General features: G+C 73.4%; 19 protein-coding genes and 1 pseudogene. 12 read left to right on the top strand and 8 right to left on the bottom strand.

The features are described from left to right. Positions 1-162: 162 nt before the first annotated feature. On the bottom strand, positions 163-603 hold the full coding sequence (locus ACFW1A_RS17850; RefSeq protein WP_380410034.1) for an SsgA family sporulation/cell division regulator: 441 nt from the start codon (positions 601-603) through the stop codon (positions 163-165). A 263-nt stretch (positions 604-866) separates the two neighbouring features. Here ACFW1A_RS17850 and ACFW1A_RS17845 point away from each other — a divergent pair, with 263 nt between their 5' ends. After that, entirely contained in the window at positions 867-1,364 is a 498-nt protein-coding gene (locus ACFW1A_RS17845) for a hypothetical protein (protein ID WP_380410033.1), read from the top strand. An 85-nt stretch (positions 1,365-1,449) separates the two neighbouring features. Here the strand turns inward: ACFW1A_RS17845 and ACFW1A_RS17840 are convergent, their stop codons facing one another. Beyond that, positions 1,450-2,217 (bottom strand): transglycosylase family protein, encoded by a 768-nt coding sequence (locus ACFW1A_RS17840; RefSeq protein ID WP_380410032.1) that lies wholly within the window; start codon positions 2,215-2,217, stop codon positions 1,450-1,452. Between the two features lie 1,233 nt (positions 2,218-3,450). Here ACFW1A_RS17840 and ACFW1A_RS17835 point away from each other — a divergent pair. Next, positions 3,451-3,702 (top strand): hypothetical protein, encoded by a 252-nt coding sequence (locus ACFW1A_RS17835; protein WP_380410031.1) that lies wholly within the window; start codon positions 3,451-3,453, stop codon positions 3,700-3,702. A 25-nt stretch (positions 3,703-3,727) separates the two neighbouring features. On the opposite strand, the pseudogene ACFW1A_RS17830 reads toward ACFW1A_RS17835, so the two are convergent. Both ACFW1A_RS17830 and ACFW1A_RS17825 read right to left on the bottom strand, forming a co-directional pair. Then, positions 3,728-3,908, bottom strand: a pseudogene (locus ACFW1A_RS17830) (IS5/IS1182 family transposase); the annotation flags it as partial. A gap of 39 nt (positions 3,909-3,947) precedes the next feature. Further along, a complete protein-coding gene (locus tag ACFW1A_RS17825; RefSeq protein WP_380410030.1) occupies positions 3,948-4,775 on the bottom strand; it encodes an MBL fold metallo-hydrolase in 828 nt (275 codons plus the stop codon). 136 nt (positions 4,776-4,911) lie between these two features. Here ACFW1A_RS17825 and ACFW1A_RS17820 point away from each other — a divergent pair, with 136 nt between their 5' ends. From ACFW1A_RS17820 to ACFW1A_RS17805, 4 genes are all read left to right on the top strand, one after another. After that, a complete protein-coding gene (locus tag ACFW1A_RS17820; protein ID WP_380410029.1) occupies positions 4,912-5,514 on the top strand; it encodes a TetR/AcrR family transcriptional regulator in 603 nt (200 codons plus the stop codon). A gap of 285 nt (positions 5,515-5,799) precedes the next feature. Continuing rightward, positions 5,800-6,585: an IclR family transcriptional regulator gene (locus ACFW1A_RS17815; RefSeq protein WP_380410028.1), complete on the top strand. Its 786-nt coding sequence runs from the start codon at positions 5,800-5,802 to the stop codon at positions 6,583-6,585. A gap of 369 nt (positions 6,586-6,954) precedes the next feature. Further along, a complete protein-coding gene (locus ACFW1A_RS17810) occupies positions 6,955-7,272 on the top strand; it encodes a hypothetical protein (RefSeq protein WP_380410027.1) in 318 nt (105 codons plus the stop codon). A gap of 194 nt (positions 7,273-7,466) precedes the next feature. Next, the gene (locus tag ACFW1A_RS17805) at positions 7,467-8,147 is read left to right on the top strand and encodes a hypothetical protein (RefSeq protein WP_380410026.1); all 681 of its coding nucleotides are present in this window, start codon (positions 7,467-7,469) and stop codon (positions 8,145-8,147) included. A gap of 30 nt (positions 8,148-8,177) precedes the next feature. On the opposite strand, the gene ACFW1A_RS17800 is transcribed toward ACFW1A_RS17805, so the two are convergent. Further along, on the bottom strand, positions 8,178-9,071 hold the full coding sequence (locus ACFW1A_RS17800) for a LysR family transcriptional regulator (protein WP_380410025.1): 894 nt from the start codon (positions 9,069-9,071) through the stop codon (positions 8,178-8,180). Between the two features lie 112 nt (positions 9,072-9,183). On the opposite strand from ACFW1A_RS17800, the gene ACFW1A_RS17795 reads away from it, so the two are divergent. Both ACFW1A_RS17795 and ACFW1A_RS17790 read left to right on the top strand, forming a co-directional pair. Further along, the gene (locus tag ACFW1A_RS17795; RefSeq protein ID WP_380410024.1) at positions 9,184-10,251 is read left to right on the top strand and encodes an alcohol dehydrogenase catalytic domain-containing protein; all 1,068 of its coding nucleotides are present in this window, start codon (positions 9,184-9,186) and stop codon (positions 10,249-10,251) included. A gap of 30 nt (positions 10,252-10,281) precedes the next feature. Next, positions 10,282-10,992 carry a DUF6193 family natural product biosynthesis protein gene (locus ACFW1A_RS17790; protein WP_380410023.1) on the top strand — a complete coding sequence of 237 codons (711 nt, stop codon included), beginning with the start codon at positions 10,282-10,284 and terminating at the stop codon, positions 10,990-10,992. Positions 10,993-11,028: 36 nt separating this feature from the next. Here ACFW1A_RS17790 and ACFW1A_RS17785 read toward each other — a convergent pair whose 3' ends face one another. Further along, positions 11,029-12,213, bottom strand: coding sequence for an LCP family protein (locus ACFW1A_RS17785; RefSeq protein ID WP_380410022.1), 1,185 nt, complete (start codon positions 12,211-12,213; stop codon positions 11,029-11,031). Beyond that, entirely contained in the window at positions 12,210-12,749 is a 540-nt protein-coding gene (locus ACFW1A_RS17780) for a SigE family RNA polymerase sigma factor (protein WP_380410021.1), read from the bottom strand. The genes ACFW1A_RS17785 and ACFW1A_RS17780 overlap by 4 nt, the downstream gene beginning before the upstream one ends. 210 nt (positions 12,750-12,959) lie before the next feature. Here ACFW1A_RS17780 and ACFW1A_RS17775 point away from each other — a divergent pair, with 210 nt between their 5' ends. After that, a complete protein-coding gene (locus tag ACFW1A_RS17775) occupies positions 12,960-13,262 on the top strand; it encodes a hypothetical protein (RefSeq protein WP_380410020.1) in 303 nt (100 codons plus the stop codon). A 157-nt stretch (positions 13,263-13,419) separates the two neighbouring features. On the opposite strand, the gene ACFW1A_RS17770 is transcribed toward ACFW1A_RS17775, so the two are convergent. Next, positions 13,420-16,128, bottom strand: coding sequence for a SpoIIE family protein phosphatase (locus tag ACFW1A_RS17770; RefSeq protein ID WP_380410019.1), 2,709 nt, complete (start codon positions 16,126-16,128; stop codon positions 13,420-13,422). A 286-nt stretch (positions 16,129-16,414) separates the two neighbouring features. Between ACFW1A_RS17770 and ACFW1A_RS17765 the strand changes: the two genes are divergently transcribed. From ACFW1A_RS17765 to ACFW1A_RS17755, 3 genes are all read left to right on the top strand, one after another. Further along, positions 16,415-17,923, top strand: a complete 1,509-nt coding sequence (locus ACFW1A_RS17765; protein WP_380410018.1) for an acyl-CoA carboxylase subunit beta — start codon at positions 16,415-16,417, stop codon at positions 17,921-17,923. Positions 17,924-18,035: 112 nt separating this feature from the next. Further along, positions 18,036-19,766, top strand: coding sequence for a fatty acyl-AMP ligase (locus ACFW1A_RS17760; RefSeq protein ID WP_380410017.1), 1,731 nt, complete (start codon positions 18,036-18,038; stop codon positions 19,764-19,766). Further along, a partial coding sequence (locus ACFW1A_RS17755; protein ID WP_380410016.1) for a type I polyketide synthase occupies positions 19,759-21,282 on the top strand: 1,524 nt, incomplete at its 3' end. The genes ACFW1A_RS17760 and ACFW1A_RS17755, both read left to right, overlap by 8 nt.

The raw sequence follows: 21,282 nt of genomic DNA, 5'->3' as shown, positions 1-21,282 counted from the left end.
GCCCCGGTGGACCGGCTGACTCCCCCGACGGGGCCGCTGTGCACCTACTCTTCGCCGAACCGGGACGGTGAACCAGAGCTCTGCCTTTCCTGGGTCTGCCAGGACCAGGCTGGACGGGGTGACCCGCTCGACAGTGGCCCGGAGCGGCCCGGAGCGGCCGGTTCAGGCTGACAGCCGGGCGAGTTGGCCGTCCCGTTCGCTCGCGTCCGGCGCGCCCGCCGGCGGGACCAGGCGGTGGGTGCGCTCCAGCCACTTCACCACGGGCAGCAGCGGTGCCTCCAACAGCGCGTCCCCACCCGGCGAGGTGAGGGCGAGCAACAGCACGCTGCGCCGCAGGACGGGGCCGGTGTCCTCGGGGCGCGGGACGGCCGGCCAGATCCGCACGTCGCCCTGACCGGACGGGCGGAAGGTGCCCTCCACCAGCAGCTCGCGGGAGAACACCCAGGTGACCGGGGTCTCGGTGTCCAGGTGGAAGGTGATGTGCACGGCGAACGGATCGCGGCTGCTGTAGGAGAACCGAGCGGGTACCGGGACGCTGCGCTCCGGGGAGAGCACCAGCTTCAGTTCGAGTTCCAGCTCCACCACGCTCGTGCGGTTGTCCATGTCGGCCGTTCCTCTCGATCGCTCACCAACCCCCGTGTGGGGCGGTACGACTGAAGAGAGCGGCCACGCACCCGACTCTTACACGCCTTCGGCAAACGAATGTTCAGCGACCGCATCGTCGGGGCAGCGCCCGTCCGGCTCGGGCCGCACGCCGCTGGACGGACCTCCGGGTCAACAGGTCCAAGGCGGTTGGCGACAGACCCGGATGGTTGACTCGGCGCATGCAAACGGATTCCGCTGAGGGCGATTGGCTGCAGCAACTCGTGGCAGCCACCGGAGGGCAGGCGGAGCAGACGCTCCAGGTGGACTGGGACCTCGTGGAGGAGCGGGTCGGATCCCGGTTGCCGAGCGACTACAAGCGTCTCGTCGAGCAGTTCGGGAAGGGGACCTTCGACGACGGGTACATCGATCTGCCCCTCCCCGACGAGTTGGTGACCTGGGCCCGGTTCCACGCCGACTCGGGCGTCCTGCCATGGGCCGGCAACGAGCAGGAGATGCGCCTGTGTTGGATCACCGACGGCGCCGACCCCGATGTCTGGCCGGTCTGCGTCATGGGCGCCGGCCAGCTGGGTACCGGTGACCGGTTCGACTGCACGGCGACCGAGTTGATCGTCCGGATGCTCACCGATCCGCACCACCCGTATGCCGTCCCGATCGACTACATCTCGCCCTGGTCCGCCGATCACACCTCGCACTGGTTCGTCCCCTTCGGCAGTCCGTACCGGTGGGAGTCCATCACGCCGCGGCCGCCCGGGGTGTAGCCGGGCGGCGAAATGCCGACGCCCCCGATCCCGCGCTGGCGGGATCGGGGGCGCTCGACGTACCGGCGGTCCGGTTTCAGGTGCCTCAGATGCTGAGGACCTGGCCCGGGAAGATGACGTCGGGGTTGGTGCCGACGGTCTTGACGTTCTTGCCGTACAGGGCGTCGACGGTGGTGTGGTGGGCGGCGGCGATGGCGCTCAGGGTGTCGCCGCTCTTGACGGTGTAGCTGCCCGTGCCGGTGCTGTTGGTGCTGGTGACGACCTTGTAGGTCTTGCGGTCGGCCTGGTGCTGCGGGGTCTGCTTGGTCACCGGGGCCTGGGCCGGCTGCTGGACGGGGGTGGTGTCCTGGGCCGGGGCCTGCTGCTGCACCGGGGCGGCCTGCTGGGTGGCGGCGCTCTTGGTGCTCGTGGTGGTGCTGCTGGTGGTGCTGGTGGTGTCGACCTGGGCGGGGGCGCCGCCGGCGGTCAGGCCGGCCTTGACCGAGCAGACGGGCCAGGCGCCGGGGCCCTGGTCGGCCAGGACCTTCTCGGCGATCGCGATCTGCTGGGCCTTGGTGGCCAGGTTCGCCTGCGCCGCGTACTGGGTGCCGCCGTAGGCGGCCCAGGTGGAGGAGGTGAACTGCAGACCGCCGTAGAAGCCGTTGCCGGAGTCGATGCTCCAGTTGCCGGTGCTCTCGCACTGCGCGACCGCGTCCCAGGTGGAGGCCGGGGCGGCCGAGGCCGAGTTCGCCGCGACGAGGCCCGCCACCGGAAGGGCCAGCATCGCGCCGCCCATGACAGTCATCCGGACCCGGTTGCGCTTCGGCGCAGTGGTGGTGGCAGTGGTGGCGGTGGTCTCGTTGCGGAAAGTCAAAGTGATCCCTCTCGACAAGGTCCCGGTGGGCGCACGGAACCACACCCCCCAACGGGGCTGCTGGTTCACGGTCCGCGTCCTGCGGACGGACGGCGGCGCATCCAACGCCTGCCGCACCGTCCCGGCCACCCGCAAGGAACTGCTGCCTCCGCCTGAGCGGTGGCGTGTCCCCCGGGCGGTCCCGGGTTGCGCTTGCTGCGCTGAGATCGAAGTTAGGCAACCACCCGCCCGGTATCAACCATTTCGGGATCCGCCCAGGTCAACCCCCGTTACCCACGGAAACCCGACCCCCCGAAATGGTCTGAACCAGCGAAAAATGCGCATCCCGGACACCCCGCACCACCCCCGCTGTGACCGACACCACCACCCACCACCCCCAAAACGTCAACGCATCGCACCGCAGGCACTACGCAACGCCACAATCCGCCCGCCCCGTGGCCCCCACCACACACCCGAGCCCCCGTCCCGACCCGCTGCCGACGCGCAGGCAGGCTCGGGAACTGTGCGGGGCATGCGCGGGCGGGTGCCCGCGCGCAGGATGGGCGAACGCCGACGCCGCACCGAGCACGGCGAAGCGGAGCCCGGGCCGTCCGGTACCGCCGGCGAAGCGTCGATCTCCCGGATCGACGCCGACGCGCCTGTTTAGCCCTCCGGTCCGCTCAGTGGACCGGGAGGTTCCATGGCTATCGGTGACGGGCCCATACTCTGCGGAGTCGACAGGGGAGGCGCCCCCACGTACTTGCTTTTCAAGTCCGCGAGAAGCGCCGCCACAGGTCGACCGACGAACCGACCGAGCTTGGGAACCGTCGGGCGGCAAGCAGCGCCGGCGCGATGGCGAGGAGAGGCCGGCCGACCGCGGCTGACACTGCCACCGCCGGGGCTCGGTTCCCGGCGCTCGCGTGGAGTACTCAACTGCCCGTCGTCACAGGCAAGACGGGCACTCGGGTCGGTGCAGGGCCACTGCGGAGCAGTGAACGGTGGCAGTCGGAATCAGGAGGGGATGTCATGTCGAGACGTGTGGTGGTCGCCGCAGCTGTGCTGATGGTGTCACTGGGGCTGACGGGAGCGTCCTGCTCGGGCACCCAGGGGCAGGAACAGGGGCAATCCCAGGGCCAAGGGCAGACCCACCAGCAGGGGCAAGGGCAGGGACAGGGGGGAAGCAAGCCGAAGACGCCTTCGACGACACCGGGCTCTCCTCCGTCGAAGCCCCGGGTGGCCAAGGGGCCGCTTGGCGTGACTGCGTGCAGCACTGCGGTCAACGGGACGGCCTGCACGGTCAAGGGGACGGGCTTCCTGCCGGACGAGTTGCTCACCCTGGAGTACGACACCGACTCGAACAACTCGGCCACCATCCAGGCCGATGACAACGGTCGGTTCGTCCATGAGCTGATCCTGTACGACTCGACGCTGCCCACGGTCCGCGTCAAGGTCACCGGCAAGGAGTCGCGGCTTTCCGCCTCCACGTCCTACAGGATCGTCGCCTAGGAGGAGCCAGCACGATGCTCGGATGCGGCGTGATGCCGCGCCTCCGCAGCAGGCGGCAGTACTTGTCGAAGTCGTCGCCCCGATCTGCGAACAGCCGCCGCGGTCTGCGGCGAGGCCGCCGCCGCAGACCGCGGACCGCGGACCGGTAGGACCGCCTCCGAGAGCGGTATGGGCTGGGTGACGTCCTGGGGGTTCCCGGCGTTGAGCGATGCAGGGGCGTACTTCACCTCATTCCGAAGTGATCATCAACTGACCCCTGTCCTGTCGTTCCGGGCGTCGCCGTTGCCGGCGGGCAGGTCGAGGGTGTCACCGGGTTCGAGCACCCGACTGGCCACGCCGAGTTTGTCGCACGCGGTGGTGAACGCCCCTGACGGGTCGTCGACCTGCTCGTACACCCCGACGGCGTGGAGGGTGTCGTAGTGGATCGGCACCGCGATCCGGGCACCCAGCAGCTGAGCTGCCGCAGCTGCCTGTGCGGGGTCGAGGTCGACGGGGAACGGGCTCGCGGGGTGCAGGTGCGGGAAGGTGCACATGGCTCCGTTGACCGGCAGGAAGACCGCGTCGAACGGGCCCAGGCGCTGGGCGATCTGCCACCAGTGCCCGTGGAAGAGGGTGTCGCCGCAGTGGAGGATTCGGCGACCGCCCGCCTCCACGACCCAGGACACCTGTGGTGCGCCCAGCCCGTCGACCGCGGGAACGGCGGTCGCGGTGAACGGCCCTGCGCTGACGCTCTGCCAGGGCTCCACGATCATCGCGGGCAGCTTGTGCTCGGCCAGGCCGGCCTCGGCGGCGGCGGTGTCCACGGTCTCGCGCGCGGTGCCCTCCGCGGGGGCGGGGCGCAGCAGGAGCCCGTCCGGGGCGAGGGCCGCGGCGAGGGCGGCCGCGTCGGTGTGGTCCTCGTGCAGGTGGGTCACCAGTGCCAGGTCGACCGCGCCCGCCGGCGGCAGGAGCTCGGTGCGCGGTGGGCCGATGATCTGGGCCAGTTGGGGCATCGCCGTGACCGCGTCGATGACGGCGCGTCCTCCGGCTGCCTCGATCTCGATTCCCGCCCAGCCCAGTCGTCGTATCCGCATCCTGTCGCCTCCTGCTCGTTTCGTTGGTCGATATGCGGCCGCGGGCGGGCAGTTGCCGCCGGCTCACCACGTCGGCGACTTTAGCTTACGATCGTTCGTATGTCATTAGCGCACGGGCGTTTGCTAAAGTTGGGCCATGCCCCGACGCTCAGCCGCAGAAGCCCGAGACACCCGGGCGAGGATCCTCGACCGCGCCGTGGCGATCGCCGCCCACGACGGCCTCGAAGGGGTCACCATCGGGCGCCTCGCCGACGACCTGGACATGAGCAAGGCCGGCGTCTACGGGCACTTCGGCTCCAAGGAATCACTGCAACTGGCCACCTTCGACGCCGCCATCGAGCAGTTCCGCCAGCTGGTTCTCGCCAGGGTGCCCCGCACCGCGACGGGCCTCGAACGCCTGCACCACCTGTGCGACGCCTGGATCGACTACCTCGAGCACGGCGGAATCGCCGAGGGCGGCTGCTTCCTCACTGCGGCGGCCACGGAGTTCGACGGCCGGCCCGGCCCGGTCCGCGACGCCGTCGCCCAGGCCGCCGGCCGCTGGCTGGCCCACCTCGAGCACCTCGCCGCGGCGGCGGTCGAGGCGGGCGACCTGCCGCCGAACGCCGATCCGGCCCAGATCGCCTTCGAGCTCAACGGCATCGCCATGTCCGCCAACCAGGCCATCCAGCTCCAACGCGACGATGCCGCACCCCAACGCGCCCGCCGCGCCATGCGCCGTGCCACCGAAGGGCATTGAGGCCTGTCCAGCCTGGACTGACGGGTCGCGGCGCCGGCCTGGACCACGGTGGGAGTGCCCGCGCACATCGGCGCCATGATCAGCAGCGGCAGGGCGGGGAGCAGGTGGCCAAGGGACCAGGGTGGCCGGTTCCGCACCACCGTTCACCATGACCTCCGCGATCGCGCGAGCCTGTCGCAGCGCCGTGACGATCGCGCCGTCCCTCAGGAGTAGGGCAATCGCGACCGGGCCACGGCCATGCCCGAAGAGTGTCGCGAACGGGCGCCGGTGTCCTAGTGTTTCAGTGTGACCGACCAGATGGAGTCGTCAACATCCTTTACTACCAATAAACATGAGTTACCGTCAGGTGGCCGGAGCGTCCTTCGGGGAGCATTCGCGATCCTGGACGTCCTGCAAGTAGCGGGTGAGGCCGGGCCGACCGAACTGGCCCGAGCAACGAACCTGCCGAAAGCCAGCGTTCACCGCCTGTTGCAGCAGTTGCACGAGCTGGGCGCAGTGGAGAAGCGGAACGGGCGGTACTCCATGGGCCCGCGCGTGCACTCGCTGGCCCGGTCCTGGCACCCCAGCCCGGCGCTCATGGCGGCGATCCGCGAACCGCTGCCCCGCCTGGCGCGGGCAACGGGGGCCTGTGTCGGTGTCGGGGTCTGGGTCCACGGGCACGTGGTGCTGGTCCGCGGGGTGCCGGGGGAGGTGATCGGGTTGGCCCCGCAGGACCAGTCCGGAGCCACCTGGCCGCGCCACACGGCCGCCGCGAAGGCGCTGCTCGCCTGGCAGCCCGCACCACCACGGCCGGCCGACGTGGTCCTGAGTGCGCAAGAGGCTCAGGCCGTCCGCGAGCGTCGGGTCGTGTTCGACCGCGAGGAGGTCGTCGAAGGCGTGGCCTGCGTCGCGGTGCCGATCATGCACCCCACCGGCCGCCGGCCCGTCGCAGTCCTGGCCGCCATGGTCCGGCCCGACGAGTCCCTCCCCCGGTTGGCCAGGACACTGCGCCGGGTCGGTGACGGGATAAGTACCGCCCTGCCTGCTTTCCAGGGCCGAATCGACGGCAACATCCCTGGTGCTAGCCACTGAACTCCGCCACACCTGCTCCGCGCAGCCGCACGGATCTTCGGACATCCCACGCTGTCCGAGGCGACGGCCCTCGCGATTCCCCGCCCACCGATCAGGCCGGAGGCCACCAGCATGGAGATTTGGACCGCCGCCTCGGGGATCGCCGCCGTCGTCTCCACGGCCTACACGGTTGCGACCTACCATCGGAAGCAGCCGGCCGACAGACAGGCACCCACTGCGCCACCGAGTTCGCCACCTCGGTCTGCTCCCCCTGTCCCGTCCGTACCCACCGGACCGCAGTGGCGGGATGCCGGTGCCCTGACCCTGTGGGGTGCGGTCGCCTTCACGCTCTACAGGGGGGCCGGCGGAGCCGACGGCATCCATCGCGCCATGGCCTACGCCCTCTTCCTCCTGGGGCCGTTCAGCTCTGCTGCAGCCTTGAGCATCCCCGCGCGAAAGGGCACGCGGCCACCGGTCCCGGGATACATGCAGCGCCACCCCTGGCAGCGGCTGGGGGCGGCGATCGGAATCACCGCCTTGTGGGCCCTGCCCACCATCGGCCTCTTGTGGATCGAGGTGGTTGTCCCGCCGCCGGACGGTGGCACCGACTTCCTGCCCGATTGGCTCTTCCCCTGTGTCTCGGCCTTGGTGGGATACGCCGCGGCCCGCGTCGGTGTGACCCTGAAGCGCAAGTGGGCACCCCGCTGATGAGCACTCCTCAGCGCCGCCTACGGCCCGTCGCCGTGGCGCGAAGCCGCCACCTCCCGCATGCCCGCGCCACCGGGCGCCGGGTCCTGAGTGGGAGCACTCGCCCCAGTGCCGGCGGTTTCGGATCCCAGTTTGCCGGTCAGGCTGGTTGGTGCCGTCAACCAACCTGATTTGCCGCACAGTTGGGATCTTCCGTGAGTGATCCAGCTATCTCCCAGGCACGGCTTGAGAGCGTGGCCCTGACAGCCTTCGCGCACGTGATCCGCCACTACGGGATCCGACTGGGCGCACCGGCCGACCGGGACGATGCACGGCGGCAACTCGACCTGATCGATGAGGCCGTTCGCCGCACCAGCGCGAGGGAGATCAGCTACCGGGACGACGACGGAAAACTTCTCCGCTTCGAAGTCACGATCATGGACGCGCTGCGTCTGCAGCGCCGGCACCTCGCCGGCTACCTCCTGGACCACACGGTCGGATCTGCCGTCACGCGCCTCGAACAGGCCGTTGACGAGATGGGGCAGCCGAATGCCGCGGAGGCGAGTGCCGTTCACGGAGCCATCAGAGACCTCACTGAGGCGCAGATCCTCCGTCAGCAGGAAGCCGAAGTGAACACCGCCGAACTCGAACGCCAGATCCGGATAGCCGAGCTCAAGGCTTCGCTGGCCGACCGGCGCCGCGATCGCTGGTTCACCCGAGAGACCGTCGCGGCCCTTGTCGGCGCGGTGCTCCTGTTGGGCTTCGGCACTGCACTCACCGTGTTGATGTTCCAGAAGACTCAGCCGTCCGAGATTGTCAGTAGCGCCTTTCTGATGATCCTGGGCTTCTTCTTCGGCCAGGGCTCCAGAGGGGGCAGCCGCAAGGACGAATCCTGATCAGGCAGGGCGAAACCCGACGGGCACGTCTCAGGCGGTCGCGGCAATGGCCCGGATGACGGCCGTGATCGCCGGAGAGGGGCGGCCGGGGAGTCGGGCGACGAGGACCCGGCGGGTTTCGGGAGGTGCGCCCTCGACGCGCAGCAGGCTCACCCCGGGCGGCAGCACCGGCGCGAGCCCCGAGGGGACCGTGGTCACCCCGAAGCCGCCGGCGACCAGTTGAAGCTTCGTCAGCCAGTCGCGCGCGGAGTGCACGATGCGCGGCCGTCCGGGCAGGCCGGGCCAGACGCCGAGCAGGGGCTCGGCGTTCGACGCCGGGGTGGCGATCCACCGGGCGTCGACCAGGTCGTCGACGTGCACCGCGGTGCGGCCGACGAACTCACCGGTCGACGGCACCGCCACGACCAGTTCGGTCTCCGCCACGGTCTCGGTGTGCAGGCGCGGCGACTCGCTGTCCAAGGGTCGGTGAGGCGGGCGGGACGTCAGGACGGCGAGGTCGATCGAGCCCGCGCGCAGGGCCCGGATCAGGGAGGGGGTGGTGCCCTCGGTGGTCGTGACCGTGATCTGCGGGTCGGTCGCCGCGAGGCGGGTGAGTGCGGGCGGCAGGAGGGCCGCACCCGCGCTCAGGAACAGCCCGAGCCGCACCAGTTCGGCGCGCGGGACGGTGCCGTTGAGGTCGTGCTCGGCCGCCGTCAGGCAGTCCAGGATCGTGCGCGCGTGGCGCAGCAGGGTCAGCCCGGCGGGGGTGAGCCGCACTCCGTCGGGGCGCCGTTCGAACAGCGCCGTGCCCGCGCTTCGTTCGAGGGAGGCGGCCTGGCGCGAGACCGCCGACTGGGTGTAGCCGAGCTGATTGGCTGCCGCGGTGAAGCTGCCGGACTCGGCGATCTGCCGCAGGACCCGTAGTCCCGTGCTGGAGATGTCCATGCGTCATACGCATACCACGGATGCGTGATCGTCGCTTCCCGCATGGTGGCACGACTCCTAGTGTCGGTCCTGAAGAACCCCGACGAACACGGACGAACACGGAGGCCATCACGTGCGAGCAGCAGTTCTGACGCAGTTCGGCGCCCCGCTCACGGTGCGGGAGGTGCCCGACCCCGAGGCCGGCGGCGGCGAGGTACTGGTCGAGGTCCTCGCCGCCGCGGTGGCGCCCTACGCGGCCGAGGTCTTCGGCGGCCGGCGGAACTACCCCCTGGTCCCGCCGGTGGTGCCCGGGATCGGCGGCGTGGGACGGGTCGTCCGGGTGGGCCCGGACGCCACCCGGCTGCGGGTCGGCGACCTGGTGTGGTGCGACTGCACGGTGCGCTCGCGGGACGACGCGCTGGCGCCCGACATCACGCTCCAGGGCTGGAGCTCCCGCGGCGAGGGCGGCGCGCGGCTCGCCGAACACCTGCACGACGGATCGTTCGCCGAGCTCATGCGGATCCCGACGGAGAACGCCTACCCGCTGCCCGCGGCGGCGGGGGACGACCCGGCCCGCTGGGCCGCGCTCGGCGTGCACGTCATCCCGTACGGCGGGCTGCTGGCCGGCGGGCTCGCCGCCGGCGAGACGCTGCTCGTCAGCGGGGCCACCGGCAACCTCGGCAGCAGCGCGGTCGCGGTCGCGCTCGCCATGGGGGCGGGCCGCGTGGTCGCCCCGGGCCGCAACCGGGCCGCGCTCGACCTGCTCGCCGACCGGTTCGGTCCGCTCGTGCGGCCGGTCCCGCTCAGCGGGGACGAGGCCGCCGACCGTGCGGCGATGTCCGCGGCGGCCGAGGGCCCGATCGACGTGGTGATCGACCTGCTACCGCCGAGCGCACCCAGTGCGGTGGCGCGCACGGCGGCCATGACTGTGCGCGAATACGGCCGCGTCGTCCTGATGGGCGGCGTCGGCATGCTCGGCGGCGGCGACCTCGCCCTCCCGTACCCGTGGCTCATGCGCAACTCGGTCACCGTGCGCGGCCAGTGGATGTACCCGCGGACCGCGAACGTCGGCATGGTCCGACTCCTCGCCCCGGAACGGGTCCGGTCGTTCGGCCTCGACGCCGTCAACGACGCCGTCGCCCACGCCGCCTCGCACGGCGGCCCGTTCGACCGCACCGTCCTCACCCCGCCGGCCCGCTGAGCAGACCGACCGATCCGGCACACTGGTCCGATGGACCACGGGGCGGGGCACGGCGAGAGCAGTTGGGACGAGGACGGGGTTCTCCGGGCCGCGTTGAGGCGCACGGCCGAGGAACTCGGTCTCGTCCTGCAGGAGTCGGACCAGGATTGGGGTCGCCTCGCGGAGTACGTCGACGTGGGGAGCGGCAAGCGGGTGCTGGTGCGCCCGCCCTCTGACCGGGAGCGGGGCTTCCGGGCGAGCCTCCACGACCACGGCACCCTCATGGCCTACGGGTGGACCGCGGACCTGGCCGAGGTGGTCACGGCGACGGTGGCGTGGCTGGCCGGCCTGGGTCTGGAGGAGACCCGGGCGCGCGCCCCGTTCGTCGAGTTCCGGCCCTGGGCCCTCGCCCACGAGCGGGAGCCGTTCGGTGCGGTCGAGTTGGCGTGGTGGTCCAAGCTCGACCGGATCCACGTCCCGCCCTACGACCGGCACCCGCGCGCCCACGCCCTGCTGGCGGCGGCCTACGCCCAACCGGCGCTCCGCCGGCTGATGCCGGTCAACAGCCACTTCGACCTCTGGTTCGCCACGAGCCGTACGGAGTACCGGACATCACGGGCCGGGTACGTGATCCGCCCGAACGACGAGGGGCGCTACGGGGTGTGGCACGGCGGCGAACTGCTCTCCCGCTTCGAGACGCCGGAGGAAGCGGTCGCCCTCGTGGTGTCCGCCGTTCCGGAGGGGCTGGGTCCGGCGAGCTGAACGGACGGAAGACCGGTGCCGGCCGGGACCGGGCCGTCAGTCGACGCAGGGCACCTGGTCCCCGCTCGGGGGCCCGGCGTCGGCAGGGCCGGTCAGGATCTGCTGCGCCTTGCCCGGGTCCGCCGTCAGCCGGTTGCCCTGCACGTGGACGGGCAGGGTCGAGGCCGTCGACTTGTTCTGCGTGAAGGCGGGGACCTGACGCACCAGGTCGACCGGGCTCCAGCCCTGGTCCACCACCAGGTCGTCCTTCAGGGCGCCGTACAGCGCCGACAGCTTCTCGGCGTCCGCCAGCACGCCCTCGCTGCGCAGCTTCTGCAGCACACCGGCGAGGAACGCCTGCTGCCGCCGGGTCCGGGCCAGGTCGGAGCCGTCGGCCACGCCGTGGCGCTGCCGCACGAAGGCCAGCGCCTGGGCCGGACCGAGCGCGGACGGCCCGGCGGGCAGGTGCGCGCCGCTCCACGGGTCGTCCACCGCGTGGTTCAGGCAGACCGGCACCGGGCCGACCGCCTGCGCGACCCGGTAGAACCCGGTCATCGACAGCTCCGCGAAGTGGTCCACCGGGATCCCGGCCAGCTGCTGCACCGACCGGATCAGCGCCGTCCGGCCGGCCTCGCGCGCCTGCCAGCGCAGCTCGGTGCCGGAGAGCCCCTGGCCGCGCAGTCGGCTCGCCGCGGCGGCCTCGGCGGCGGGGTAGACCTGGTTGATCGTCGTTCCCGGGCTGACCAGCACGTCCCGGGGGATGGAGAGCTGACGCACCGTCCCCCCGCCGGCCGGGATGTGCACCAGCATCAGGGTGTCGGTCGTGTCCAGGTCGTCCGACCCGGCGTGCAGGTCCCCGCGCCGCAGGTCCGCGGAGACCGGCCGGCCCTGGGCGTCGGTCGTCGACTCCAAGCCGATCAGCAGGATCGTCACCCCGTGGTCCAGGGGCGCCGGTGCGCCCTGCGAGGCGGTCGTCAGCGCCGCCGAGGTGCGCCCCGGCACCCCGCCCGAGGCCGCAACGGTCAGCGTGCTCGCCCCCACCGCGACGACCACCGTCAGCGCGCTCGCCGCGATCACCGCGCGCCGGCGTCCCCGCCTGCGCCGCCGCCCCTGCGCCAGGCCGCCCTCGACCAGTTGCGCCGCGCCGTCCGTCCCGAGTCCGTCCGCCGCCCGCCCGAAGACGGCGCTCAGCCGTGCCTCGAACCGCTCGTCCTCGCCCTTGCCTGCTCCGTGCGCGCTCACTGCCCCACCAACTCCTCCAGGTCGCTGCCCAACAACTCCCGCAACCGCGCCAGCGCCCGGGTGCACCGGCTGCGCACGGCCGCCGAACTGTCCTTGACGATCGCCGCCGTCTCCTGGATGCTGCGGTCCTCCCAGTACCGGAGCACCACCACCGCCCGGTCCCGCGGCGGCAACTGCGCCAGCGCGGCGACCAGCGCCAGCCGCAGCGCCGCGTCCGACTCGCGCGCGACCACCTCCGGCAGCACGTGGCTGGGCCGCTCGCTGCTGCTCCGCCGACGCTGGTGCGACAGGTAGGCGCGGACCAGCACGGTCTGCGCGTAGCCCGCCGGATTGTCGATCCGCCCGGCCCACCCCGGCCGGTGCAGCCGGTGCCACTGCCCGTACATCCGCCCGAGCGTCTCCTGCACCAGGTCCTCGGCGAGGTGCCCGTCGCCGCCGGTCAGGAAGTACGCCGACCGGTAGAGCTGCCCGGACCGGGCCGTCGCGAACGCAACGAACTCCTCCTCCACGGCTGCTCGCCGTCCAGCTGTCCCCACTGCCGCCTCCGTCCTCTCGCGGTGTCCGCCCTATGACGGGGTGGGGCCCGGTGGATGTTTCACACTATTTTCGATCACCTGGTGGCCGCGGGACGCGCCGCCCTCCCCGGTGCCCGACCGACCCGGCCCGCCCTGCTCCGGCGAAGTGTTGGGCCCGCGGCCCGCGCGTAGCCTGGGAAGTGGGAAGCAGGAGAGCGATGGGAGAACGTCATGACTGTCGTCTTGTCCCTCCGTTGGCCGGGCACCAAGCCCGAGCAGTACGACGCGGTCCGCGAACTGGTCCGCTGGGAGGAGGAGACGCCCGACGGCGCCGTCCTCCACGTGGCCTGGTTCGACGCGGACGGCCTGCAGGTCATCGACGTGTGGAACTCGGCGGACGACTTCAACCGCTTCATGGAGGAGAGGCTGGCCGCGGCGATCGAGAAGGTCGGCATCGAAGGGCAGCCGGAGATCACGTTCAACCCCATGCACCGCCGGTTCGTCGCCGCGGGCGTGACGGGGGCCGCGTCCTGACCCCGGCACCCGGCGGAGCGTAGCGGGGCGGCCGAGCAACCGGTGCCACGGCGCCCCGGGGGGCCTGTGGCGACCGCGGTCGGGCAGGCCGCGGCGCAGGAGGTCCGGGTCGACGGCGCCCTGCGGAGGCCCTCGGCCGCTCCCGACCGACCCGCCGTCAGTTCTCGGCCTCCACCACCTGCTCGCACCAGATGGTCTTGCCGTGCGGGCCCTGCCTGGTCCCCCAGTGCTCGGTGAGCTGGGCCACGAGCAGCAGGCCGCGGCCGCCCTCGTCGAACATCCGGGCCCGGCGCAGGTGGGGGGCGGTGTTGCTGGCGTCGGAGACCTCGCAGATCAGCGTGCGGTCGTGGATCAGCCGCAGCTCGATCGGCTCGACGCCGTACCGGATGGCATTGGTGACGAGCTCGCTGACGACCAGTTCGGTGACGAAGGCGGCCTCCGCCAGGCCCCACTCCGACAGGCGCCGCACCGCGTCCGCCCGGACGGTGGCGACGGCCGCGAAGTCGGCCGGTACCGCCCAGGTCGCGATCCGGGCGGGGTCGAGGCGACGGACCTGGGTGAGCAGCAGGGCGGCGTCGTCGGCGGGGTGGTCCGGCAGCAGCGCGCGGACCACCTGCTCGCAGCGGGCCTCCAGCGAGCCGTCCGGGCTGCTGGTCAGGAGGTGGCGCAGCAGGTCGAGGCCGGTGTCCAGGGTGCGCTGCCGGGAGGTGACCAGGCCGTCGGTGTAGAGGGCGAGCAGGCTGCCCTCGGGCAGCACGGTCTCGACCGCCTCGAAGGGCAGCCCGCCCAGGCCGAGCGGGGGGCCGGCGGGCAGGTCCAGCACGGTCGTGGTGCCGTCGGGGTGGACCACTGCGGGTGCGGGGTGCCCGGCGCTGGCCAGGGCGCACCGGCCGGACACCGGGTCGTAGACGGCGTACAGGCAGGTGGCGGCGATCTCTCCGGCCGTCCCCGCGTCCGGATCCGTCGTGGTGTCGGCGGCCAGCCGGATGACGAGGTCGTCGAGCTGGGTGAGCAGTTCGTCGGGGGCGAGGTCGACGTCGGCGAGGGTCCGCACGGCGGAGCGCAGTTGGCCCATGGTCGCGGAGGCCTGGATGCCGTGTCCGACCACGTCGCCGACCACCAGCGCCACCCGGGTGCCGGACAGCCCGATCACGTCGAACCAGTCGCCGCCCACCCCGAGCCGTTGGTCGGCCGGCAGGTACCGGAAGGCCGCCTCGACCGCGGAGTGCTCCGGCAGGCGCTGCGGCAGCAGCGTGTGCTGCAGGGTGAGGGCCGTGCTGTGCTCGCGGGCGAAGCGGCGGGCGTTGTCCAGCGCCGCGGCGGCCCGGGCGACCAGTTCCTCGGCCAGCGCCCGGTCGCCCTCGGTGAACGGCTCGGGGTGCTGGGAGCGGACGAAGTCCACCACGCCCAGGGTGGTGCCCCGGGCGACCACCGGGACGGCGATCCAGGAGTGGAACCCGTACGTGCGGCACTTGGCGGCGCGGGCGGGGTCCTTCGCCAGCCAGGCCGCGACGGCCGCGTCCTGCTCCTGGTGCAGCCCGGAGCGACCGGTGGCGAGGCTGCGGAGCTGGGGCGAGTCCTCGGGGTAGAAGTCCGCGTCGCCGACCCGGACCACGGACTCCGGCGCGCCCGCCCGCACGGACCGGTGGGCCACCCGGCGCAGCACGGCGCCGGTGACCGGCCCCGGACGCGGCTCGTCGCCCCGCATCATGCCCTCCAGCAGGTCGACGCTGACGAAGTCGGCGAGCCGGGGCACCGCGACGTCCGCCAGTTCCTGCGCGGTGCGGACGATGTCCAGGGTGGTGCCGATCCGGGTGCCGGCGTCGTACAGCAGCCGCAGCCGTTCCTGGGCCTCCTCGGCCCGGTCGGCCACCACCCGCAGCTCCGTGGTGTCCCGCAGGGTCGCCACCAGTCCGCCGGGCTCGCCGCGGTCGCCGGTCGGCCGCAGGTTGACGGCGAGCAGGCGGTCCCCGGACCGGTGCACCTCGTCGGTGAGGATCCGCCCGGACCCGAGCAGCTCGGCCGTGGCCGGGTCGAGGCCCAGTTCGTCGAGCCGGCGGCCCTCCGCGCCGGGGCGCAGGCCGAGCAGCTGCTTCGCCTCGTCGTTGGCCAGCACCAGCCGCCGGTCGGCGTCCAGGATCAGCACGCCCTCGCGGACGGCGTGCAGCACGGCGTCGTGGTGCTCGTACATCCGGGTCATCTCGACCGGGCCGAGACCGTGGGTCTGCCGGCGCAGTCGACCGCTCACCAGGACCGCCCCGCCGGCGGAGAGCGCCAGCGCGCCCGTCGCGACGCCGATCAGGACCGGCAGCTGGCGGTTCACCGTGGCGCTGATGTTCGTGGTCTGCACGCCCGTGGTGACGAGTCCGACCACCTTGCCGTTCGCGTCCTGGACGGGGACGAGCGCCCGGACGGCGTTCTGCGGGTAGCCGGTGAAGACCTCGGTGAAGGACTGTCCGGCCACGGCCCGCTCGATGTCGCCCTGGGCGCGCTGGCCGATCAGTGCGGGCACCGGGTCGGTGTACCGGATCCCGGCGGTGTTGAGCACGTCGACGAAGTCGACGCCGGACTGCTGCTGGGCGGCCAGGGCGAGCGGCGCGAGCAGCGCCGTGGGGTCGGGCGCCTGCAGCGCCTGGACCAGTCCGGGGGCGTGCGCGAAGCCCGCCGCGACGGCGAGCGACCGGTGCCGGGCGTCGTTCTGGGCGTCGTTGCTGGTCTTGAGCACCAGCACCGTGACGGCGATCCCGGCGAGCAGCAGCAGGACGGTCAGCTGCCAGAGGAACGCCTGGCCGGCCACGGTGTGCAGGCCGAAGCGCGAGGGGGGCCGCGCCCCTGCGGGTCGGTCGCCGGTCGGCTGCTTGCCCATACGCCATTTCTACCCCCACCGCTCCGGGGTCGGCACACGGTGGCGCCGGTGCCGGCGGGGCGGGGAACGGGGTCCGGGAGGACCTCGGAGGCCGTGGGACCGACCCGGTACGAGGACCCCGGCGTGGCTAGGGCCCGCCTCCGGGCGAGCAGTTCCCGGCGTCCCGCGCGCCGGCGCAGCCGCAGGTCACCCCGTCCCCTTGTCACGCCGACGACAACCGCGGCGCCCGGGCGTGTCACGGCGCTCACTAGGGGCCCCGCCCGGCCGCTCGAATACTGGGCCGACCATGACACGTTCCCAGGTCTCCCCCACCCCCGCCCCGCCCGCCCCCGCACCGGCCGACCGTGCCCGGGAGCGGATCGCGCTGCTGCTCGATCCGGGGTCCTTCACCGAGCTGGACGCGCTGGTGCGCCACCGCAGCACGGCGTTCGGGACGGCGGGGCGGCGGCCGGCCGGGGACGGGGTGGTCACCGGGTACGGGACGGTGGACGGGCGGCCGGTCGCGGTGTTCGCGCAGGACGCGAGCGTGTTCGGCGGGAGCATGGGGGAAGCGTTCGGCCACAAGGTGCTGAAGGTGATGGAGCACGCGCTGCGCACCGGGTGCCCGGTGGTCGGTCTGAACGACGGGGGCGGCGCCCGGATCCAGGAGGGGGTCGCCGCGCTGGCGCTGTACGCGGAGGTGGTGCGGCGCAACGTCCGCGCCTCCGGGGTGGTGCCGCAGCTGTCGCTCGTCCTGGGGCCCTGCGCCGGCGGGGCGGCCTACTCCCCCGCGCTGACCGACTTCACCGTGGTGGTGGACGGCCGGTCCCGGATGTTCGTCACCGGACCCGAGGTGGTCCGCGCGGTGACCGGCGAGGTGGCCACGGCGGAGCAGCTGGGCGGCGGGCGGACCAGCGCCGCGATCAGCGGGACGGCCCACTACCTCGCCGCGGACGAGGCGGACGCGATCGACTTCGTCCGGGTGCTGCTCTCCTACCTGCCCGGCAACAACTGCGACCCGCCGCCCCGCCACCCCGTCCGGGACGAGCCCGGCATCACCGCCCGGGACCGGGAGTTGGACACCCTGCTGCCCGACACCGACCAGCAGGCGTACGACATGCGGGAGGTGCTGCACCGGGTCCTCGACGACGGTGACCTGCTGGAGATCCAGGAGCTGTTCGCCCCCAACCTGGTCTGCGGGTTCGGCCGGGTGGCCGGTGAGAGTGTCGGCGTGGTGGCGAACCAGCCGCTGCACGGTGCCGGGGCGCTGGACATCGACGCCTCCGAGAAGGGCGCCCGGTTCGTGCGGTTCTGCGACGCCTTCGGCATCCCGCTGCTGACCTTCGTGGACGTGCCGGGCTACCTGTCCGGGGTCCGCCAGGAGCACGCGGGCATCGTGCGGCGCGGTGCCAAGCTGCTCTACGCCTACGCCGAGGCCCAGGTGCCGCTGATCACCGTGGTGGTCCGCAAGGCGTACGGCGGCGGGTACGCCGTGATGGGCTCCAAGCACCTGGGCGCGGACCTGAACCTGGCCTGGCCGACCGCGCGGATCGCCGTGATGGGGGCGCAGGGCGCGGTGACCGTGCTGCACCGGGCGGCGCTGCGCGAGGCGGACGACCCGCAGGCGCTGCGCGAGAAGCTGGCCGAGGAGTACGAGGCCACCGTCGCCACCCCCTACCTGGCCGCCGAGCGCGGATACCTGGACGCCGTGATCGCCCCGCACGAGACCCGGCGCCAGATCGTCCGGGGCCTGCGCGCGCTGCGCGGCAAGCGGTCCGATCCGCCGCTGCGCCGCCACGGCAACATCCCGCTCTGATCCCCGGCCGATCCCCCGCGCCACGCCCTGCTGGTCCCCGGCCGATCCCCCCACGCGACGCCACGGCAGCCGCCACCCGCGCTGTCCGCCGCCCCGATCCGATGGAGCCCCGATGGCCCTCTCCCCCACCGCCCCGCCCGGCGCGCACCTGGCCCACTGGGCCGCCGAGCGCGGCTCGCACCGCGCCTTCACCCACGTCGACTTCTCCGCACCCGGCGGGGTCGGCCGCCACCACTCGGTCAGTTGGCAGCAGTTGGCGGACCGGGTGGGCCTGCTGGCCGGTCGGCTGCGCGAGGCCGCCGCGCCCGGCGACCGGGTCGCGCTGCTGCTGCCGCAGGGCCTGGACTACGTGACCGGCTTCCTCGGCTGCCTGACCGCCGGGGTGGTCGCGGTGCCGCTCTTCTCCCCCGACCTGCCCGGTCACGCCGACCGGCTGGCCGCCGTGCTGGCGGACGCGGAGCCGTCGTGCGTCCTCACCGACGGCGCCACGGCGTCCGCCGTCGCCGACTTCCTCGCCCGGCACGGCATCGCACCCGGCGCGCTGCTCCAGGTGGACCGGACCGGCAGCGGCCGCCCGGCCGACCCGGTCGCCTTCGCCGACCCCGCGCCGGAGGAGACCGCCTACCTGCAGTACACCTCCGGCTCGACCCGCTCCCCGTCGGGGGTGATGGTCAGTCACGGCAACCTGGCCGCCAACGCCCGCCAGGCCCTCCGGGCCTTCGACCTGCACGCGGCGCGGACCACCGCGGTGAGCTGGCTGCCGCTCTTCCACGACATGGGGCTGGTGCTCGGGGTGGCCGCACCGCTGATCGGCGGCTTCCCCTCGGTGCTGATGGACCCGGTGGCGTTCCTGGAGGAGCCGGCCCGCTGGCTGCGGCTGCTCGCCGGCTACCCGGGCACGATCAGCGCGGCGCCCAACTTCGCGTACGACTACAGCGCGGCGCGCGTCGACCCGCAGGAGGCCGCCGGTCTGCGGCTCGACCGGGTGCAGCTGCTGATCAACGGGAGCGAGCCGGTCCGGGCCGGCACGCTGGAGCGGTTCCGGGCCGCGTTCGCCCCGGCCGGCCTGGGGGACGCGGCGCTGTGTCCGTCCTACGGACTGGCGGAGGCCACCGTACTGGTGACGGCCCATCCGAAGGACGAGCCTCCGCAGGTCCTGCACGTGGCGGCCGCGGACCTCGCGGCGGGCGAACTGACCTGCCGTCCGGAGCCCGGGCCGGGTCTGGTCCCGCTGGTGGACTGCGGCCCGCCGGCCGGCCAGCAGGTGCTGATCACCGACCCCGGCACCGGCCGGGAGCTGCCGGCGGGCCGGGTCGGCGAGATCCGCGTGCAGGGCCCCAACATCGGCGCCGGCTACTGGAAGCAGGCGAGCCGCACCGACGAGCTGTTCGCGGCGGGCGTGCCGGGCCGGCCCGGGCCGTGGCTGCGCACCGGCGACCTCGGCGCGCTGCTGCGCGGACGGCTGGTGGTGACCGGCCGGCTGAAGGACTTGCTGGTGCTCGACGGCCGCAACCACTACCCGCAGGACCTGGAGGAGACCGTCCAGGCGGAGCTGGACTGCGTGCGCCGCGACCGGCTGGCCGTGGTGGCCGCCGCCGGGCCGGGCGCGGTGGTCGCGGTCGCGGAGGTCGGGCGCGGCGTCCGGATCGACGCGCCGCTGCGGGCCGGGGCCGAGCGGACGGCCCGGGCGCTGCTCTCGGCGCGCCACGGGGTGCGGCTGGAGCGGCTGGTGCTCGTCCCGGCGGGCACGGTGCCGCGCACGTCGAGCGGCAAGATCTCCCGCTCGGCCTGCCGCGAGCGCCTGCTGGCGGGCGACTACGACGAGGTGGCGGCGGATGTCTGACCACGAGCTGCGCGCCCGCATCCTGGCGACGGTCCGCGAGCGGCTCGCCGAGCGGTACGGGCTCGATCCGGCCGAGGTGCGGGGGGACCGTCCGTTCGCCGAGCTCGGCCTCACCTCCCGGGACGCGGTCGGGCTGGCCGGCGAGCTGCGCGCCCTCACCGGGCGGGACCTGCCCGCCACCCTGCTCTGGGAGGCACCGACCCCGGACCTGCTGGTCCGGCGGCTGACGCAGGCCCCGGCCGGCCCCGCACGAGCGGCGGAACGGCCCGCGCCCGCGCCGGCCGCGCAGGCGGAGGTCGCGGTGGTCGGCGTCGGCTGCCGCCTGCCCGGCGGGGTGCACGGGCCGGCGGCGTTCTGGCAGCTGCTCGCCGAAGGCGGCGACGCGGTGGGCACCGTCCCGCCCGGGCGCTGGGACCCGTTCCTCCCGGCCGGCGAGGCCGCCGAGGTGCCGCCGCACGGCGGCTTCCTGGCGGACGTCGCCGGCTTCGACGCCGACTTCTTCGGGATCCCGCCCGGCGAGGCCGCCCTGATGGACCCGCAGCAGCGGATGCTGCTGGAGGTGGCCCGCGAGGCGCTCGACCACGCGGCGATCCCCGCGCCGAGCCTGGCGGGCAGTCGCACCGGGGTCTTCGTCGGCATCAGCGGCAACGAGTACGCCCGGCTCACCACGGCCGCGCCGCACCTGGTGGACCCGCTGGCCCCGGCCGGGTCCGCGCTCAGCATCGCGGCGAACCGGCTCTCGTACAGCATGGACCTGCGCGGCCCGAGCCTGGCCGTCGACACGGCCTGCTCCTCCTCGCTGGTGGCCGTGCACCACGCCGTGCGCAGCCTGCAGTCCGGCGAGAGCGACACGGCGTTGGCGGGCGGGGTGAACCTGCTGCTCTCCCCGGTGGTCACCCTCGCCTTCCGGCGGGCGGGTGCACTGGCGGCGGACGGCCGCTGCAAGCCGTTCGCGGCGGGTGCGGACGGCATGGTCCGCAGTGAGGGGTGCGGCGTCGTGGTGCTCAAGCGCCTCGCCGACGCCGAGCGGGACGGCGACCGGGTGCTGGCCGTGGTCCGGGCCACCGCCGTCAACTCCGACGGTCGGTCCAACGGGCTGCTGGCCCCGAACCCGCAGGCCCAACTCGCCCTGCTCGCCGAGGTGCACCAGCAGCACGGGGACGGGCCGCGGCTGGACTACGTCGAGGCGCACGGTACCGGCACGCCGCTCGGCGACCCGATCGAGGCGCGGGCGCTCGGCACGGCGCTCGGCCTGCCGGCCGGCCGGGATCCCGAACAGCCGCTGCTGCTGGGCTCGGTGAAGAGCAACCTGGGCCACCTGGAGGCCGCCGCCGGGGTCACCGGACTGATCAAGACCGTGCTGGCGCTGCACCACGGGGAGATCCCGCCGCAGCTGCACCTGGAACGGCCCAGCGGGCACATCGACTTCGAGGGCCTCGGGCTGCGGGTGGTGACCGCCGCCGAGCCGTGGCCGCGGTACTCCGGGCGGGCGACGGCAGGGGTGTCGGCGTTCTGC

Origin of the sequence: Kitasatospora sp. NPDC058965, from assembly GCF_042741245.1 — a bacterium.
Lineage (GTDB): Bacteria > Actinomycetota > Actinomycetes > Streptomycetales > Streptomycetaceae > Kitasatospora.
This window is presented reverse-complemented; position numbering and strand designations above follow the sequence as displayed.

Bases quoted from the DNA above. Each gene is read 5' to 3' on its own strand.
- ACFW1A_RS17775 (WP_380410020.1), top strand. From the start codon at position 12,960: ATGACTGTCGTCTTGTCCCTCCGTTGGCCGGGCACCAAGCCCGAGCAG.
- ACFW1A_RS17760 (WP_380410017.1), top strand. From the start codon at position 18,036: ATGGCCCTCTCCCCCACCGCCCCGCCCGGCGCGCACCTGGCCCACTGG.
- ACFW1A_RS17810 (WP_380410027.1), top strand. From the start codon at position 6,955: ATGGCCTACGCCCTCTTCCTCCTGGGGCCGTTCAGCTCTGCTGCAGCC.
- ACFW1A_RS17765 (WP_380410018.1), top strand. From the start codon at position 16,415: ATGACACGTTCCCAGGTCTCCCCCACCCCCGCCCCGCCCGCCCCCGCA.
- ACFW1A_RS17820 (WP_380410029.1), top strand. From the start codon at position 4,912: ATGCCCCGACGCTCAGCCGCAGAAGCCCGAGACACCCGGGCGAGGATC.
- ACFW1A_RS17800 (WP_380410025.1), bottom strand. From the start codon at position 9,071: ATGGACATCTCCAGCACGGGACTACGGGTCCTGCGGCAGATCGCCGAG.
- ACFW1A_RS17770 (WP_380410019.1), bottom strand. From the start codon at position 16,128: ATGGGCAAGCAGCCGACCGGCGACCGACCCGCAGGGGCGCGGCCCCCC.
- ACFW1A_RS17825 (WP_380410030.1), bottom strand. From the start codon at position 4,775: ATGCGGATACGACGACTGGGCTGGGCGGGAATCGAGATCGAGGCAGCC.
- ACFW1A_RS17850 (WP_380410034.1), bottom strand. From the start codon at position 603: ATGGACAACCGCACGAGCGTGGTGGAGCTGGAACTCGAACTGAAGCTG.
- ACFW1A_RS17790 (WP_380410023.1), top strand. From the start codon at position 10,282: ATGGACCACGGGGCGGGGCACGGCGAGAGCAGTTGGGACGAGGACGGG.